This window comes from Rhodanobacter sp. TND4EL1 (genome assembly GCF_054061035.1).
Genome location: NZ_JBSSDT010000003.1, coordinates 202158 through 219869 on the forward strand (window position 1 = coordinate 202158; position 17712 = coordinate 219869).

Below are 17712 nucleotides of genomic sequence, written 5' to 3' on the forward strand. Positions count from 1 at the left end.
TCGCGTTGGGAAGGAGGGTGAAGTCTGGCGCGCGGGTGGGCACGGCGGAGTGAATCCCCGCGCCGGAAGCCCGCGGGCGACGCCGGATCGCGGGCGAAGACTCATTCACTGTCTTCGTTCCAGGTGCGACCGTCGCGCTCGATCAGGGCCACGGCGGCACTCGGTCCCCAGCTGCCGGCGGTATATGGCCGCGGCGGTTCGCCGCTGTCGGCCCACGCGGCGAGGATCGGCCCGGCCCAATGCCATGCCGCCTCGACTTCATCGCGGCGCATGAACAGGGTCGGGTTGCCGCGCACCACGTCGAGCAGCAGGCGCTCGTAGGCATCGGGCTGCGACACGCCAAACGCTTCGGCGAAACTCATGTCCAGCGGCACGTGGCGCAGGCGCAAGCCGCCGGGTCCGGGGTGCTTGATGGTCAGCCACAGCTTGACGCCTTCGTCCGGCTGCAGCCGCAGCACCAACCGGTTTTGCGACAAGGTGCCGGCATCGGCGTTGAAAATCGAATGGGGTACCGGCTTGAAGGTGACCACGATCTCCGAGACGCGATCCGGCAACCGCTTGCCGGTGCGCAGGTAGAACGGCACGCCGGCCCAGCGCCAGTTGGCGATCTCCGCCTTCAGGGCGACGAACGTTTCGGTGTTCGATTTCTGGTCGCCCAGTTCCTCCGGATAGCCGGGCACGCTGGCGCCTTCGGCCACGCCGGCGCGGTACTGGCCGCGCACGGTGAGCTGGGCGGCGTTGCTGTCGTCGATGGGTTTCAGCGAATGCAGCACTTTCAGCTTCTCGTCGCGCACCGCATCCGGCGCCAGCGACGAGGGCGGCTCCATCGCCACCATGCACAGCAGCTGCAGCATGTGGTTCTGCACCATGTCGCGCAATGCGCCGGCGCGGTCGTAATACGCGCCGCGGTGGCCGACGCCGAGTGTTTCGGCCACGGTGATCTGCACGTGGTCGATGTGCGCGGAATTCCACAGCGGCTCGAACAGCGCATTGCCGAAGCGCAGTACCAGCAGGTTCTGCACGGTCTCCTTGCCGAGGTAATGGTCGATGCGGAAAGTCTGCGATTCGTCGAATACCTTGCCGACCGCGTCGTTGATCTGGTTCGCGCTGGCCAGGTCGCGGCCGATCGGCTTCTCCAGCACCACGCGCGAGGCGCCCTGGTTGAGCTGGTAATGGCCCAGCCGGTTGCAGATGTCGACGAACAGCTCCGGCGAGGTCGACAGGTAGAACACGCGGATGTGATCGGGCTGCGCGCCGATAAGGGCAGCGAAGTCGTCCCAGCCCTCGTCCTTGCGCGCGTCCAGCGGGCGGTAGAACACCTGCTGCAGGAACACGTCGAGCTGGCGTGCGTCGCAGATGCCGACCAGTGCCTCGCGCAGCTGCGTGCGATAGCCCGCGTCATCCAGCGCCTCGCGGGCCACGCCGACAATGCGGCTGCTGGCGGGAATCTGCCCATCAAGGAAACGATGGAAAAGCGCGGGCAGCAATTTGCGCACGGCGAGATCGCCGGTGCCGCCGAAGATCACCAGGTCGAACGGATCAACCGATTGGGTAGAAGCAGTCACGCAGTCACCTCGACACGATGCCGGATGGCGGGCAGGCCGAATGGCTCGTTTTGCCCGAATGAGCGTCGATAGTACCAGTGAAATACCAGGTCGACTACGGGTATGCATACGAATTCATCGAATGCCGCTGGCATGGCGCGACGGCCAAGTCACTTTTGCCCGCCCAGTTCACTGCGAATACGGGGTGCATGCTGCCGCCGAGGGATCTCGCGGCAAGGCATGTCAATCGCGCCTGCTGGCGGGCGATGTCCAGAGTGAGCGACCGTCGGCATTGCGCTTGCTCCGGTGGTTCGGTATTGGTATTGTTGGCGGATGGAAGCCGCCCTCACCAAAGAATACCGCCGGATCTGCCACGACCCGGCCACCCACCAGCCCCTGGCCTATCTGCGCCTGCGCCGGGCGATCCGCAATGTCGTCGAGCATCGCGACATCGAGGCGGGCCAGGCGCTGCCCAGCGAACGTGATTTGTCGCAGGCGCTGAAGCTGTCACGGGTGACCGTGCGCAAGGCGATCGCCGGGCTGGTCGAGGAAGGCCTGCTCACGCAACGCCACGGCGCCGGCACCTTCATTGCCGAGCGTATCGTCAAACCGATGTCGCGGCTGACCAGCTTCACCGAGGATCTGCGCGAGCGCGGCTTGCATCCGCGCTCGGAATTCTTCGAGCGCGGCATCGGCGAAGTCACTCCCGAAGAGGCCATGGCGATGAACCTGTCACCGGGCTCGCTGGTGGTGCGGTTGCATCGCTTGCGCTACGGCCAGGACGAGCCGCTGGCGATCGAGCGCAGCGTGGTGCCGGCCAGCGTGTTGCCCGATCCGCAGCTGGTGCATGACTCGCTCTACGAAGCGCTGGAAAAACTCAATGCCCGCCCGCGCCGGGCACTGCAGCGCTTGCGCGCGGTGTCACTGAATGCCCAGCAGGCGCGGTTGTTGCACGTCAGCGTCGGCAGTGCCGGGCTGAGCATCGAACGGCGCAGCTTTCTGGACGACGGCCGCGTGGTCGAGTTCACCTGCTCCTGGTATCGCGGCGACATCTACGATTTCGTCGCCGAACTGCAGACCGACTGAAGGATGACCATGGACGCTCGCGACACCTTGATGTTCCAGGAAGCACATGAATCGGCCGACGTGGTCGCGCGGCAGTTTGCGGCCAACGAGGCGGTGGTATCCGCGCTGGCGCAAACCTTGCGCGCGCATCCACCGCGCTTCATCGTCACCTGTGCGCGCGGCAGTTCCGACCATGCCGCGGCCTATGCCAAATACGTGTTCGAAACCCGGCTCGGCATCGTCACCGCGTCGGCGTCGCCGTCGGTCACCTCGGTCTACGCCGCCGAACAGCAGTGGCAGGGTGCGTTGTTCATCGCCATCTCGCAGTCGGGCAAGAGCCCCGACCTGCTGCGCAACGCCCAGGCCGCGAAGGTGGCCGGCGCCCATGTGGTGGCGCTGGTGAATGTCGAGGATTCGCCGCTGGCGCTGCTGGCCGACACGGTGATTCCGCTGCATGCCGGTCGCGAGCGCAGCGTGGCGGCGACCAAGAGCTATATCGCCGCGCTCGCCGCCGTGCTGCATCTGTGCGCGCGCTGGCTGGATGATGCCGAACTCGGTGATGCACTCGACGCCTTGCCGCAGGCGCTGCGGGACCACTGGAATGCAGACTGGTCGGCGCTGAGTGACGGCCTGGTCGATGCGCACAATCTGTTTGTCGTCGGCCGTGGCTACGGCCTCGGCATCGCGCTGGAAGCGGCGCTGAAATTCAAGGAAACCTGCGGCTTGCACGCGGAGGCGTTCAGCGCGGCCGAAGTGAAACATGGTCCGATGGCGCTGGTTGGCCCGGATTTCCCGGTGCTTTGTTTCGCCCAGGATGACGACACACTGGACAGCACACTGGCTGTCGCGCGCGAGTTCCGCGGCCGCGGCGCGCAGGTGTTCGTCGCCGCGCCCGGCCTGCACGGCGCGGGAACGTTGCCGGTGGCGGCGGGCTTGCCGGCCCTGGTCACGCCGCTGCTGATCATCCAGAGCTTCTATCGCGCCGCCAGCGAACTGGCCTTGCGGCGCGGTTTCAATCCCGATGTGCCGCCGCACCTCAACAAGGTCACCGAAACGGTTTGACCGTGTAGGAGCGCACCCTGTGCGCGATCCTCTTGGTCAGGTCGCGCAAGAGCATCGCGCACAGGGTGCGCTCCTACAATCCATGGCTCCCAGGAACAATCGCCATGCTTCATTCGCTCACCAACGCCCGCGTACTCACCCCAGACGGCTGGCGCGACGATCTTGCCGTGCTGCTCGACGGCGAGCGCATCGTCGACCTGCTGCCGCCGACCGATCCACGCGCGCGCGCCGCGCAGCAACACGATCTTGCCGGCGCGATGCTGCTGCCCGGTTTCATCGACGTGCAGGTCAACGGCGGTGGCGGCGCGCTGTTCAACGACGCGCCCACGGTGGAGACCTTGCGCCGCATCGGCGCGGCGCATCGTCGCTTCGGCACCACCGGCTTCCTGCCAACCCTGATCAGCGACGACCCGGCGGTGATGCGCGAGGCGCTGCAGGCGGTTGAGCAGGCGCTGGCCGAAGGCGTGCCCGGCGTGCTGGGCATCCACCTGGAAGGCCCGTATCTGGCGCCGGCGCGCAAGGGTGTGCACGACGCGAAATACTTCCATGCGCCAGGCCGCGATGAATTGGCGATGCTGTGCGCGCCACATCACGGCGTCCGCCTGATCACCCTGGCGCCGGATCAGGTGCCGCTGGCCAGCATCGGCGCGCTCGTCGGCGCCGGGTTGATCGTCTGTGCCGGGCATACCGCGGCCGATTACGCGACTACCCGCGCCGCGCTCGATGCCGGCGTGCGCGGTTTCACCCACCTGTTCAACGCGATGACGCCGTTCGGCAGCCGAGAACCCGGCGTGGTCGGCGCCGCACTCGAGGACGCCGACAGCTGGTGCGGCCTGATCGTCGACGGTCATCACGTGCACCCGGCCAGCCTGCGCGTGGCGATCGCCGCAAAGCCGCGCGGCAAGATGCTGCTGGTCACCGACGCGATGCCGCCGGTCGGCGCGGATCATCCCGACTACGTGCTCAACGGCGAAACCATCACCGCCAAGGACGGCATCTGCCAGACCGCGCAAGGCGTGCTGGCCGGCTCGGCGCTGGACATGGCCAGCGCCGTGCGCAACGCGGTGCACCTGCTGGGCCTGCCACTGGACGAAGCGGTGCGCATGGCCAGCACGTATCCGGCGGAGTTTCTCGGACTCGGCGCCAGCCACGGGCGCATCGCTGCGGGCTATCGGGCCGATCTCGTCGCGCTGGATCATCATCACGAGGTGACGCAAAGCTGGATCGGTGGCGCAGATTCCGGCAGGCATTGAGCGCGGCACGCGAAACCAAAAGGCGATTCATCAAAGCCTGGTCCGCGCGACGGCTTGCTTGCGCGCCGGTATCATGGATCGATGAATTTCCAGAATCTTTCCGCGGGAGAAAGCCGTCTCTGGCGTCGCTTTCAGCAATATCTCGATGCCGGGCAGCTGATCGCGGCTCAAGCCACGCTTGAGTCGCTGATTCAGCGTTTGCCGCAGGAACCCTTGTTCCGGATCGAACTGGGCAAGCTGATGTTGCAGCGAGAGCAACCGCAGGCCGCCACCGCGCAGTGGTTGCGGGTCGCGAACGACTGCTTGCCAACCGATCCCTGGCTCATCTTCCAGCTGGCGCAGCATCTGTTCCATGTGGGCGAAGTCACTGCCGTGCGCGGCTGTCTCGATCAGCTCCAGCAACAGGGTGGATTGCCCGCGTCGTTGTGGGCCGAACAGGCCCAATTGCGTTCAATGCTTGGCGAAATTCCCGCTGCAAAGGCGGCGGTGGAGAAGGCTCTCGCCGCCGGCAGCGATGCGCCCGACGATTTCTACCTGCATGCCACCGTGGCCCAGTTCAGCGGGGATGTTTCCACGGCCGCGAAAATACTGGACGAATGTGTTCGTCGCTGGCCCTTCTTCGGTGGCGCGGTGATGGCGCGTTCGAATCTGCGCAGGCAGTCGGAAGACGCCAATCATCTCGCTTTCCTGCGTCGTCAGCTTCAGCGCTTTCCGACGGACAGGGCGACGCCGTCGGACAATCTGGTCCGCGCCGAGTTCGAGTCGGCTGCCTTCAAGGAGCTCGACGACCTTGGGCGGCATGGCGAAGCCTGGGCAGCGCTGCAAACAAGCAATGCCTTGATGCATGAGCTCAACCCGTACGACGCGTCGCTCGAGACGGCAGTGACCGACGCGCTCATCAGCCACTCGCCCCGGCACGGGGATGTGACGGCCGGTGCCCCGCCATCGTTTGCCGGCCCCATGCCCATCTTCATCGTCGGCATGCCGCGTTCCGGCACGACGCTGCTCGACCGAATGCTCTCGAACCATTCGAAGGTCACGTCGGCGGGCGAGATCAACGATTTCATGCGACAACTCCATTGGCTTGCCGACGTGCCTCCCGGGCAGATGCTCAAGGCAATACGGCGCAGTCCCCAGATCGACTTCACGGAGCTGGGGGCGCGCTACCTGCAGCAGACCCAGTGGCGCGCTCGGGGCAGCGCGCACTACATCGACAAGTTGCCGGCCAATATCCAGATGGTGGCATTCATTCGCCGGGCTTTGCCGCACGCACCGATCCTGCATATGGTGCGCGACCCGATGGAAGTCTGTTTCTCAAACTATCGCGCGATGTTCGGCGATGCGTCTGCATACAGCTACGATTTCAAGGCTCTTGCTCATTACTACGGTGAATACGTCCGACTCGCCGGGCACTGGCGCTCCTCGCTTCCCGAAGCCGTTCTCGATGTTTCCTACAGGGAACTGGTAAGCGCGCCAGAAGCCAGCCTTCGCCGCGTTCTGGGACATTGCGGCCTGATGCTGGAGGAGGCCTGTCTACGGCCGGAACGCAATGTTGCGCCGGTGACGACGCCAAGCAATATCCAGGTTCGCGAGGCAATCCACACCCGCAGTCTTGGTCAGTGGCGAAACTATGAAGAGCCTTTGCGCCCCCTGCAAAAAATGATCGCGGAGCTGGCGCATCTGCCGCCCGACGCTGCCTTGCAATAGGCGTCAGGCCCCGACAGGCATCGGGAGCGCGGTCATGGCATCTGCGAATGGGAAAATCTCTCCATGCGTCATGGAGAAGGCGTTCACAGCGCTCGATGTCACAACATTCCGGCATCCGCGAGCACCCTTCGCAAGGGTTCCAGTTGTGTCGCATAAGCCTTCCACTGCTGCACGCCACGCGTGTGGATCGGTTCGCGGACCTGGGCGCTGCTGGGGGTGGCAACGGGGGAAGAATTGCGCTCGGGATGCAGGCAGCTGTCCTCCATGGCAAGGCCACAGTGCTCAAGTACGTCGCGCAGCGTGGACTCGGGGTCGCGCACCAGCGCAGCATAGGGAACGTCCAGCATGGCGCCGGGCAGGTGCTCATGCCAATGGCGGCTCAGTCGCGCATATTCACCGTAGTAATGGGCAAGGGCCTGCAGGTCGTAGCTGTAGGAAGACACATTGCCGAACATGGCCTTGAAGTTCGAGAAGCAGGTGTCGAGTGGGTCGCGCACCATGTGCAGGATCGGTGCATGCGGCAACGCCCGGCGAATGAATGCCACCATCTGGATGTTGGCCGGTAGTTTGTCGATGTAACAGGAGCGACCCTGCGCGCGCCACTGGGTCTGCTTCAGATAACGCGCGCCCAGTTCGGCGTAGTCGATATCCCCGCTGCGCTGGATGATCTTCAGCAGTCCTTGTGATCTGGCGGGTGTCACGTCTGCCGCCCAGTGCAGCTGGCGCCAGAAGTCGATGATCTCGCCCGCGGAAACGACTTCCGAGTGGGCGGACAGCATCCGATCAAGCAGGGTGGTGCCCGAACGCGGCATGCCGACGATGAAGATCGGGGTGGGGCCCTCGAATCCGGGGCTGGAAGGGTTCCCGCCAGCTGCGTGATGGCGCGCCGGCAGGCTGGTCAGTGCATCGGTGACGGCGGCCTCGCCGGCGGCATCGTACGGATTGAGCTGGCGCATGAGCGCGTTGCAGCGCGCCAGTGCGGGCCAGGCCTCTTCATGACGCTTGAGGTCGTCCAGAATCTTGAATTGCGCATACTCGAATTCTGCGCGCACAAACATCGCGTCCGGTGTCTTGTCGTCGCGAGCAAGCTGCTGCAGCTGTTGTTGCACGAACGCCAGTCGATGGGCTTCGGGTTTCTGCTTGCGCAGATTGACCAGCACCATCGCCGCATCACCGAAATGGGGCCAGCGATCGAGGCAACGTTCCAGCACGGCGCAGGCCTGCTCGATGTCGCCACTGAACTGCAGCAGCATCGCGTACAAATGCAGTTCGCCGGGCGAGTCGATACCTGCGGCCACGGCCCCTTCCATCAACGCTCTGGCCGAGGAAATTTCGCCCAGCATGAAACGCAGGTGGGCCTGGCCAACCAGCAATTCCGGCGGGGGCTCTGGCGCCTGGGAAAGCAGATCGAGGCACGAGCGTGCGGCCACCGTTTCGCCCACAGCCACCAGTCGTTGTGCCACTCGGACGATAAGCGGTGCATCTCGCGGAAGCCGGCGCGCAACCTGGAGAATCCGCGTGGTCGCTTCACGCAGCCGTCCGCTTTGGAAGGCCACATCGGCCAAGTCGAGCAGTGCCGCGGCATCGTCGGGAAGGTTCTGCAACAGCTTTTCCAAGGTTGCCTGCGCGGCCTCCCATTGCTGTTTGTCGATGTACCGTCGGGCCTGCTCGCGCAGCCCGTTTTCCGTCCCGGTATGGATAGGTGAGTTCATCGAGCCATACTAACTTCAACGGCGCCTGCTGCGATCTCGAAGCCACCTTCTGTTTGAACGGAACTCGGTAAGCTCGATTGCGCCGTGGTTGATGCGTCGACAGCATTCCCTGCGAATAAAAAAAGCCACCGACGGGAAAGTCGGTGGCTTTGGCTTGGCCAGTTTCAGCCTGTTTCAGCTATCAGTAGTCGTACTGCACCGACAGACGCACGGTGCGCGGCGGCTGCCAGTAGATGCCGTCGCCATAGCTGTTGTTGATGGAGACGGTATTGACACCGTCGTAAGCGCTTTCACCGACGGCATCGGTCTGGATCGGTCGCTGTTGGTTGAACGCGTTGATCACATCCAGGTTGAAGCCCAGTTTGTGCTCGGCAAATGCCGGCGCGTAGTGCACGCCAACGTTGACTTGCTCAGTCCACGGCGTATGGCCTGCCAGGCCTGGCGGCTGGCGGACGCCGTGGCACCAGTGGTAGTTGCCGCTGGCGCCGTTGTTGTAGCCGGTCGGGTCGCCGACGCCATCCGTGCCGTAGTAACCCAGGCACTCCTTCGGCGTGCCGGACTGCGCCAGCAGTGTGCCGGACACCAGCCATTCCGGGGTGATCTGATAAGCGCCGCGGAAGCGGATCTGATGCTTGCGCACGTTGGCCAGATCACCGTCCTGGCCGTCCATCAGCTGCCAGCTGTCCCAGTCTTCGGTCTTGGACACGTCGCCCTGGCCGAAGTCGGAACGTACCTGACCTTCAGTATTGCCGAAGCCGCGGCTGAAGGTGTAGTCGATGCGACCCATCCATTTGCCATCGAACGGGTGTTCCAGATACAGGTTCAGCGAACCGATCTTGCGCCGGACACCATTGATGAAGCCCCAATCCTTCTGGGTCATCGGCACGATCACGCTGCCGCTGCCGTCGTCCGCCTTCACGTACATGTTGTTGGTCAGGCCCGGATTGATCAGGCGGCAGTAGGAAGCACCGTACAGCGAGTTGCCGTAAAGGCCGGGATCCAGACCCATGCTGGTCATCTTGGTGGCGATCTGGCCCGGCTCGCATTCGTCATCGATCGCGGTCTTCAGGTCGCGCCACATGGCCTTGGCGCCGTAGGTCCAGCTATCGTTGAGCTTCTTGTCGAAGCCGACGATGAATTCATCCACGTATTCCGGCTTGAGGTTGCGCGCGGTGACCTCCTTCGGGTCCTTCGGCAGGCCATATTCGCCATCGGGCGAGGTGGGGTTATCAAGCGGCGCCAAGCCGGTCGGCACACCGTTCGCATCGATGCCGGTATAGCTGAACGGCTGGGTGATGTAGGTGGAGCGGTTCGCCGCACGTTCGGCCGCGTTGTCCGGCAGTGCGAGGTAATAACGGCCCACGTTGCCGTAGACCTTGAACGAGGAATCGCCGTTCACGTCCCAGCTGGCGCCGATACGCGGTTCCCACTGGTTCTTCTCGTCGACGAACGCGGTGCCCACGTCGTTGAAGTTGGTGAAGTGGTCATTGCGCACGCCGATGTTCAGCAGCACGTTGGAGCTGACCTGCCAATCATCCTGCAGGTAATAGGCCTTCTGGCTCATGGTCATGCTGGTGGCCCAGCCGACCGTACGCTTTTGCACATAGCCGTCCGGACGAGTCGCGGTGGCCGGCAGATAGCGCCAGTAGTAATCAACCGCCGGGTTGAACGGATTTTGATTGGACGGGCCCTGATGGCTGGCCTTGTAATTCATGTTGTCCATACCGACGGCAAGGTCGTGATCGCCCAGACGGTAGTCAAAGTCGACGCGCAGCCCGCGGGTGCCATTGGTCGCCTGCGGCGAGGTCCAGGTGGTGTTGCCCTGGGCGTTGACGATGCCGTTCGGACCGGTGCCTGGCGGCAGGTAGGCCGGATTCTGGTTGTACGGTCGCGAAATGAAGGGCAGCGGGCTGGTATTGCCGTAGAGCACCGGATCCTGGAAGTGAGCCTTGCCGTACAAGATGCTCAAGGTGGCCGAATCGGTGATGTAGCTGGTGAAGTGACCCAGGTAGAACTGTGCGTTGTCCTTGGTGACGTCGTTGTTGTTGGAGAACGCGCCCGACTTCAGCGTGTTGTTGTCGAACGCATAGGTCTGGCCGGCACCGTTGGCCTGGCGCTGGTTCAACGCGGTCAACTCGAGGATGTTGCTGTCGGTGATGTTCCAGTCCACCTTGGCATAGACCTTGGTGTTCTTGTCGCGCAGGTACTGGACCTTCTGATTGGCCGCCGACTCCACGTTGGTGATCTGGTCGCGGGTGGTTTCAGCCGCCAGGAAGAAGAACAGTTTGTCGCGGATCAACGGACCACCGACATAGGCAGAGTAGGTCGTCTCCCACTGCTTGTTGTCGTTGCGGTACTGGTTCAGCGTGCCCGGCTTGCTTGGGTCTTCGAGCTGGTAATGAGTAAAGCCATCCGGGCTGTTCGGATTGGCGACGTCTGCGGGAATCGCCGGGTGGCCATAGCGGTTGTTGACCGGCGAGCCCTCGAGGAATCGGGGCTGCCACACCACCTGGGCGCCGAAATGCCATTCGTTGGTGCCGCGCTTGCCGAGCTGGTTGATCACGCCGCCATCGGAACGACCGTACTTGGCGCTGTAGCCGCCGGTCAGGGTTTCCTGCTGGTCGATGGCGCCGTAGGGCAACGCAAAGCCGCCGAGATTCTTGTACGGCTCGCCGGTGTTGTAGCCGTTCACGTAATAGGCATTCTCGGACACGCTCGAGCCGCCAAAGGCGACCGCATTGCCGAAGAACCCGCTGCCCTTCACGGTGCCGGGGGCGAGCAGCGCGATGGATTCCGCGTTGCGGCCGATCGGCAGCTTCTGCAGGTCAGCCGCGGTGATCACCGTGCTGGAACTGACGCTGGAAACGTCGATGGCAGGCAGCGCATTCGCCTGCACGGTCACCGCGCCGAGCGACGTCGTTTCGGTGTTGAACGTGACGGACGAACCGGCGCCGGGCGCCAGGGAGACGTTGCGGGTGTCAATGACCGCGCCGTCTTTCTTCAGCGAAACTTTGTACGTGCCCACCGGCACGTTGCTGATCTGGAAACGACCCGAGCTGTCGACGGCCACTTCGCGGCTCAGGCCGGAGGTGTTGGTGGCGACGACGGTTTCGCCGGCCGCGGCCGGTGCCTGACCGAAGATCGAGCCCGTGGTCGACTGGGCCATGGCGACGCCGCCCAGACTCATGCTCAAGGCGATGGCCAGCGCTGTATGGCGCCAGCCTGGATTGCGGTTTTTATTTTGGCTGCTCATTGGTAATGAATCTCCCCGGTAAAGACGGCCCGAAAGCCGAGTGACGTAAATCAGTCCAAGAGGTAAACGGCAAGCTGGTTGCGCACTGGTCGAAGGCAATCTGGCGTCTGTCGAATGTTCCAGTCGTTCAGGCAGATAGCTGATGCTGCGGCCCCGTATCCATGGCTCCAGCGACCTGCTATGTCGAACATAAGTCCGCTCAAATGCCGACGTCAACAAAATGTTCAATAAATATTATCGAGCAGTAAAAACTTGCGAATTTTCGTAACACTATTCGCAAGATATTTCGATTAATGAATTTGTCCGGGCGCTTTTGATGAACGGGTTGTCGGCGGCTGCAAGGCCATGGCAACTTTTTTGCAGCCACAAGGCGCAAGCGGTCCTGACCTTCTCGCGCTCGATTGCGCCAGCACGGCCCCGGCGTTAAAGTTGCGCGGTTCAGGTGTCCCGATGGCCTCGCGCCGCAGGGATGAAACGGGAAGCCGGTGCGTGGTGCGTTGACGCACAGCAAGGCCGGCGCTGCCCCCGCAACGGTAAGCGAGAACACGAACGGCGAACGCCACTGTGCCAAGGCATGGGAAGGCGCTGTTCGGGACAGGCGGTTCCCTGCCTGTCACTCGCCAGCCCGGAGACCGGCCCGAACGATTCCTGGTGGCTCGCGGTGGGCGAGGCCGAACCGCGTGTCGGTCGATTGTGCCTGCCCGTCGTTTCGTCTTCCCCTTGCGCTTCCCCAGCCCATCGCATTGATGGCGTCGCGCGGGTGCGTCGCCTTGAGGAACGAACGGACATGAAGAAGACCTTGCTGGCAGCGGCGCTGCTCGGTGCCACCCTGAGCGCGCACGCCGCGACCCAGGACGACGCGGCCAACCCGGGTGCGGTGATCGTCACCGCCACGCGTACTGCCATCACCGTGGACGATGCGTTGTCGTCGGTCAGCGTGATCACGCGCGCGGACATCGACCGGCTGCAACCGCTGTCGGTGGCGGACCTGCTCACCGGCTTGCCGGGCGTGAGCTTCGCCAACAGCGGCGGCTACGGACAGCAGACTTCGCTGTTCCTGCGCGGTACCAACTCCTCGCACACGCTGGTGTTGATCGATGGCGTGCGGATCGGCTCGGTCGGCAATGGCCTGGCCGCGTTCGAGCAGCTGCCGGTGGACCAGATCGAGCGGATCGAGATCGTGCGCGGTCCGCGCTCCAGCCTGTACGGTGCCGACGCGATCGGCGGCGTGATCCAGATCTTCACCCGACACGGTTCGCATGACGGTGGCCTGCAGCCTTCCTTCAGCGTGACCACGGGCAGCCACAACCTGCTGCGCGGTCAGTTCGGCCTGTCCGGCGGCAATGACCACGCCTGGTACAACCTCGCGGTCGGCGCCCAGCACACCCGCGGGATCAATGCCTGCCGCGTTGGCGCCGGCACCGTGTTTGCCGGCTGCTTTGCCGACGAACCGGACAATGACCCGTACCGCAACGAGAACCTGGTGGCCAACGGCGGCTACCGCTGGGCCAATGGGGCCGAACTCAGCGGCAGCTGGCTGCGCAGCCTGGGCGACATCCACTTCGACGGCAGCTACCAGAACCGCAGCCGCACCGTGCAGCAGACCGCCGGCTCCGCCTTCAGCATCAACCCGCTGGAAGCGTGGAAGACCACGCTCAGCGTGGGTCAGAATCTCGACCGTTACGACAACTACGAGAATGAGAGCTTCGTCGGCTACATCTACTCGCGACGCAACCAGGCTGCGTGGCAGAACGACATCAGCCTCGCCGGCAACCAGTTGCTGACCCTCGGCGTGGACTGGCAGGGCGAAAAGATCGAAAGCGACACCGGCTTCCTGGCCACTCGCCGCCATGACATCGGCAGCTACCTTCAGTATCAGGGCACGTTCGGCCGCAACGAGTTGCAGCTGTCCGCCCGGCGCGATCACAACAACCAGTACGGCAACCACAACACCGGCGCGGCCGCGTGGGGCTATCACTTCGATGGCGGCCTGAAGTTGTCGGCCAGCTATGGCGGCGCGTTCCATGCGCCGACCTTCAATGATCTGTATTACCCCTACGGCAGCGGCAACCCGAATCTCAAGCCGGAAAAGTCGCGCAGCGCCGAACTCGGCCTGAGCCAGCAACTGACCAGCTGGAACTGGGCGTTGAACGCCTACCAGACCCGCATCGACCAGCTGATTGCGCTGGACAGCAACTACTTCCCGATGAACATCAGCAAGGCGCGCATCCGCGGCGTCGAAGGTCAGCTTGGCCTGAAACTTGGTGGCTGGCAGTTGCAGGGCTACGCGACCTGGTTGCAGCCGCGCAACGACGATGGCGGCGTGAACGACGGCCACGTGCTGCCGCGCCGGCCGGAGCACACCGGACGGATCGATCTCGATCGTCGTCTTGGCGAGTGGGGCATCGGCGCCACCGTCAACGGTGCCGGGCGCAGCTATGACGACGCGGGCAACCGCCATCCACTGGGCGGCTATGCCACCACCGACCTGCGTGCCAGCTGGCACTTTGCCCCGGGCTGGCAGCTGGAGGCGCGCCTCGCGAACGTGTTCGATCGCCACTACGAGACGGTCTGGTACTACAACCAGCCCGGTCGCACCGGCTTTCTGACCCTGCGCTACAGGCCCGCGTCGCTCTAGTTCCGATCACGCACGCAAGCCGGCATGGAGCCGGCGATGGACGCCAGGGATGGCGGGAAGCGGGATGAACAGGGACGTTCACTGGATTTTCGTGCGCCGGCAACGTTGCCGGCAGGCCACATTCGCCAGGCCACGGCGACCCCACGTTCGTCTTGACGCCCGGTCGGGCAGCCGCGCCAGCGGAGCGCCGGCGTGCCGGTGCGGCGTTCCGGCTCGGCACGGGCCACGCTTTTGTCGGCCGTCGGGCTTCTCCCGTTATGCTTGCGCATCCGGGAGGCCATTTGAATATTTTCGCACCGCTGATCCGCCGCCCTGTCGGCACCTCGCTGCTTGCCATCGGCTTGATGCTGGCCGGTTTGTGGGCCTATCTGCTGATCGGCGTGGCCGCGTTTCCGTCGATCGAATTTCCGGGTGTGGTGGTATTCGCGCAAATGCCCGGTGCCAGTGCGCAAACCATGGCCTCCACCGTGGTGGCGCCGCTGGAACGGCACCTGGGACGCATTCCCGGGGTCAAGCAGATGGCCTCCAGTTCCAGTGAAGGTGGGGCGCAGATCCAGGTGCTGTTCGACTTCGGGCGTACCACCGATGCCGCGGCGCGCGACGTGCAGGCGGCGATCAATGCCGCCGCTGCCGATCTGCCACCGGGTCTGCCCAATCCTCCGGGCTTCTTCAAGTTCGACACCTCGCAGGTGCCGGTGCTGCTGGTGTCGCTGACGTCGACCAGCCTGCCGCCGGACCGCCTGTTCGATCTCACCGATACCTTGCTGAAACCGGCCGTGGCGCAGATTCCCGGCGTGGCCCAGGTGCAGGTCAGTGGCGGCACCCCGCATGCCGTGCGCATCGCGCTGAATGCGGCGTCGCTGGCGGCCAAGGGCCTGACCACCAACGATGTGGCCAACGCCTTGCGCGCCGCCAACGTCACCTCGCCGCAGGGCACCTTGAGCGACGGTGCCACGCGGATGACGGTGACCGCGAACGATGCGCTGCACACGCCCAGGGATTTCGCCGCCCTGATCATCTCCAGCCGCAACGGTGTGCCGGTGCGGCTGTCCGACGTGGCCACGATCACCAGCGGTCAGCAGGACGAGTACACCGCGGCGTGGTTCAACGGCGTCCGCGCGGTGACCATGCAGATCAGCAAGCGGCCCGAGGCGAATGCCGTGGCGACCGTCAATGCGATCCGGGCGCAACTGCCCGCGCTGCGCAACCTGCTGCCGGCCGACGTGCAGATCACGCCGATCTTCGATCTCACCCCGACCACCGAATCGGCACTGCACGAGGTCGAGGTGGCCTTGCTGATGAGCATCGTGATGGTGGCACTGGTGATGCTGGTGTTCCTGCGGCGCTGGCGTCCCACGCTGATCGCGATGCTCAGCGTGCCGCTGTCGCTGGCCGGCGCGATGGTGGTGATGTGGATGATGGGTTTCACCCTGAACATCTTCTCGCTGGTGGCGCTGGTGCTGTGCGTCGGCTTCGTGGTGGACGACGCGATCGTGGTGATCGAGAACATCGTGCGGCATATCGAACGCGGCGTGGCGCCATTGCAGGCGGCGCTGACCGGCGTGCGCGAGATCGGCTTCACGGTGATCTCGATCACCCTGTCGCTGGTGGCGGTGTTCGGGCCGATGGTGTTCGGCAACAACCTTTTCACCGTGTTGATGCGCGAATTCGCGGTGACCCTGGTGGCGACCATCGTGATCTCCGCCGTGGTGTCGTTGACGCTCACGCCGGCGCTGTGCGGCCGCAGCCTGCTGCAGGAGCGACCGGAAGAGCACGTGCCGGGCCGGCTGGAGCAATGGGCCGAACGCTTCGATCGCTGGATGCTCGGCGTCTACGAGCGCGGGCTGGACTGGGCCATGCACCATCGCCGGGTGATGCGCTGGCAGCCGCCGATCCTGCTGGTGCTGACCGTGGCGCTGGCGGTGGCGGTGGGCATGACGGCCGGTGGCGGCTTGATGCCCAAGGAAGATACCGGCCTGCTGCGCGCGCGGATCAGCGCCGCGGCGAACATCTCGCCGACCGAACTGGCCACCCGCACGCGTGCGATGGCGGCAGTGATCCAGGCCGATCCGGCGGTGCTCGATGTCTCGACCATTCTGGGTGGCGGCAACGGCAACGGCGCGGTCGGCAATCACTCGACGCTGTTCGTCGACCTCAAGCCGGCCGCCGAGCGCGATGTCACCGGACAGCAGGTGGTCGATCGTCTGGCCGTCCATTTCAAGAATGTCAGCGATCTCGACGTGTCGCTCTCCGCCGTGCAGTTCTTTGGCGGTGGTGGCGGGGGCGGTGGTGATGACGGCGTCGGCCAGTATTCGTTCCAGCTCAACAGCACCGACGGCACGCCGCTGCAGGATCCCACCTTGCGGCTGGCGCGGGTGATGCGTGGAATGGACCAATTCAAGGACGTGAGCAGCAGCTTCGACGGCATCGGCAAGCAGCAGATGGTGCAGGTCGACCGTGATGCCGCCGCGCGCCTGCAGGTCGGTATGGGCCAGATCGATTCGGCGCTGTACAACGCATTCGGCCAGAACCAGGTGTCCATCATCTATTCGGACATCAACCAGTACCGCGTGGTGCTGACCGCCGACCAGGGCATTGAACCGAGTCCGCAGGCCTTGCTGGGTGTCTACGTGCGCAACAGCCAGGGCAAGATGATCCCGCTGTCCGCGCTGGCGAAGATCCAGCCACACCTGGCACCCGTGACGGTCAGCCATTTCGACCAGCTGGAATCGGCCTCGATCAGCTACAACCTGGGCAAGGGCCTCACCCAGGCCGACGGGCTGAAGCTGGTGGACCAGGCACTCTTCGCCGCCAACCTGCCGCCCGGCGTGCAGAAGAAGTACACCGGCGACAACCAGAACCTGCTGGACGCCTTGAACAACGCGCTGCTGATGCTGCTGGCGGTGATCCTGGTGATGTATGTGGTGCTGGGCGTGCTGTACGAAAGCCTGATCCATCCGCTGACGATTCTTTCCACCTTGCCCGCCGCCGGCATGGGCGCGTTCCTGGCCATGCTGCTCACGCATACCCAGCTGACCCTGATGTCGATCATCGCGGTGCTGATGCTGATCGGCATCGTCAAGAAGAACGCGATCCTGATGGTCGACTTCGCGCTGGTCGCCGAGCGCGAACGCGGACTGTCGCCACCCGCGGCGATCCGCGAGGCGGCCCTGGTGCGCTTTCGCCCGATCACCATGACCACCCTGGTCGCGATGGGCGCGGCACTGCCGCTGGCGATCGGCTTCGGCTACGGCTCGGAGCTGCGCCAGCCGCTGGGCATCGCGATTCTCGGTGGCTTGCTGGTGTCGCAATTGCTGACCTTGCTGAGCACGCCGGCGATCTACCTGTGGCAGCACGATCGCCGCGAGCGCAGGGCCGCGAAACGGCGGTTGCGGGCCGAAATCCAGCGCCAGCGCCTGGTGCAGCAGCAGATGCCGGCGCTGCCGAAATAGCCGCTGCAACGCTGCGCCGGAGCACA

The 17712-nt window shown here is 64.5% G+C and carries 9 protein-coding genes and 1 riboswitch; of the genes, 6 read left to right on the forward strand and 3 right to left on the reverse strand.

All coding sequences use genetic code 11. The features are described from left to right. Positions 1 to 101: 101 nt before the first annotated feature. Positions 102 to 1565, reverse strand: a complete 1464-nt coding sequence (gene zwf, locus ACVWWQ_RS12725) for a glucose-6-phosphate dehydrogenase (RefSeq protein WP_133948948.1) — start codon at positions 1563 to 1565, stop codon at positions 102 to 104. 312 nt (positions 1566 to 1877) lie between these two features. On the opposite strand from zwf, the gene ACVWWQ_RS12730 reads away from it, so the two are divergent. The 4 genes from ACVWWQ_RS12730 to ACVWWQ_RS12745 all read left to right on the forward strand — a co-directional run bounded on the left by ACVWWQ_RS12730 (position 1878) and on the right by ACVWWQ_RS12745 (position 6631). Further along, on the forward strand, positions 1878 to 2630 hold the full coding sequence (locus ACVWWQ_RS12730) for a GntR family transcriptional regulator (protein WP_133948946.1): 753 nt from the start codon (positions 1878 to 1880) through the stop codon (positions 2628 to 2630). Between the two features lie 9 nt (positions 2631 to 2639). Continuing rightward, positions 2640 to 3671: an SIS domain-containing protein gene (locus ACVWWQ_RS12735; protein WP_133948944.1), complete on the forward strand. Its 1032-nt coding sequence runs from the start codon at positions 2640 to 2642 to the stop codon at positions 3669 to 3671. Positions 3672 to 3775: 104 nt separating this feature from the next. Then, complete coding sequence (nagA, locus tag ACVWWQ_RS12740) at positions 3776 to 4924, forward strand: N-acetylglucosamine-6-phosphate deacetylase (RefSeq protein ID WP_133948942.1); 1149 nt, start codon at positions 3776 to 3778, stop codon at positions 4922 to 4924. A gap of 81 nt (positions 4925 to 5005) precedes the next feature. Then, positions 5006 to 6631 carry a sulfotransferase gene (locus tag ACVWWQ_RS12745; protein WP_133948940.1) on the forward strand — a complete coding sequence of 542 codons (1626 nt, stop codon included), beginning with the start codon at positions 5006 to 5008 and terminating at the stop codon, positions 6629 to 6631. A gap of 98 nt (positions 6632 to 6729) precedes the next feature. Here ACVWWQ_RS12745 and ACVWWQ_RS12750 read toward each other — a convergent pair whose 3' ends face one another. Together ACVWWQ_RS12750 and ACVWWQ_RS12755 are read right to left on the reverse strand one after the other, a co-directional pair. Then, positions 6730 to 8343: a tetratricopeptide repeat-containing sulfotransferase family protein gene (locus ACVWWQ_RS12750; protein ID WP_099653187.1), complete on the reverse strand. Its 1614-nt coding sequence runs from the start codon at positions 8341 to 8343 to the stop codon at positions 6730 to 6732. A 181-nt stretch (positions 8344 to 8524) separates the two neighbouring features. Beyond that, positions 8525 to 11596: a TonB-dependent receptor gene (locus ACVWWQ_RS12755; protein WP_133948938.1), complete on the reverse strand. Its 3072-nt coding sequence runs from the start codon at positions 11594 to 11596 to the stop codon at positions 8525 to 8527. A 423-nt stretch (positions 11597 to 12019) separates the two neighbouring features. After that, a riboswitch (cobalamin riboswitch) is annotated at positions 12020 to 12251 on the forward strand. Positions 12252 to 12383: 132 nt separating this feature from the next. On the opposite strand from ACVWWQ_RS12755, the gene ACVWWQ_RS12760 reads away from it, so the two are divergent. Both ACVWWQ_RS12760 and ACVWWQ_RS12765 read left to right on the forward strand, forming a co-directional pair. Then, positions 12384 to 14234: a TonB-dependent receptor domain-containing protein gene (locus ACVWWQ_RS12760; RefSeq protein WP_133948936.1), complete on the forward strand. Its 1851-nt coding sequence runs from the start codon at positions 12384 to 12386 to the stop codon at positions 14232 to 14234. Positions 14235 to 14515: 281 nt separating this feature from the next. After that, positions 14516 to 17686 carry an efflux RND transporter permease subunit gene (locus ACVWWQ_RS12765; RefSeq protein ID WP_133948934.1) on the forward strand — a complete coding sequence of 1057 codons (3171 nt, stop codon included), beginning with the start codon at positions 14516 to 14518 and terminating at the stop codon, positions 17684 to 17686. Positions 17687 to 17712 lie beyond the last annotated feature (26 nt).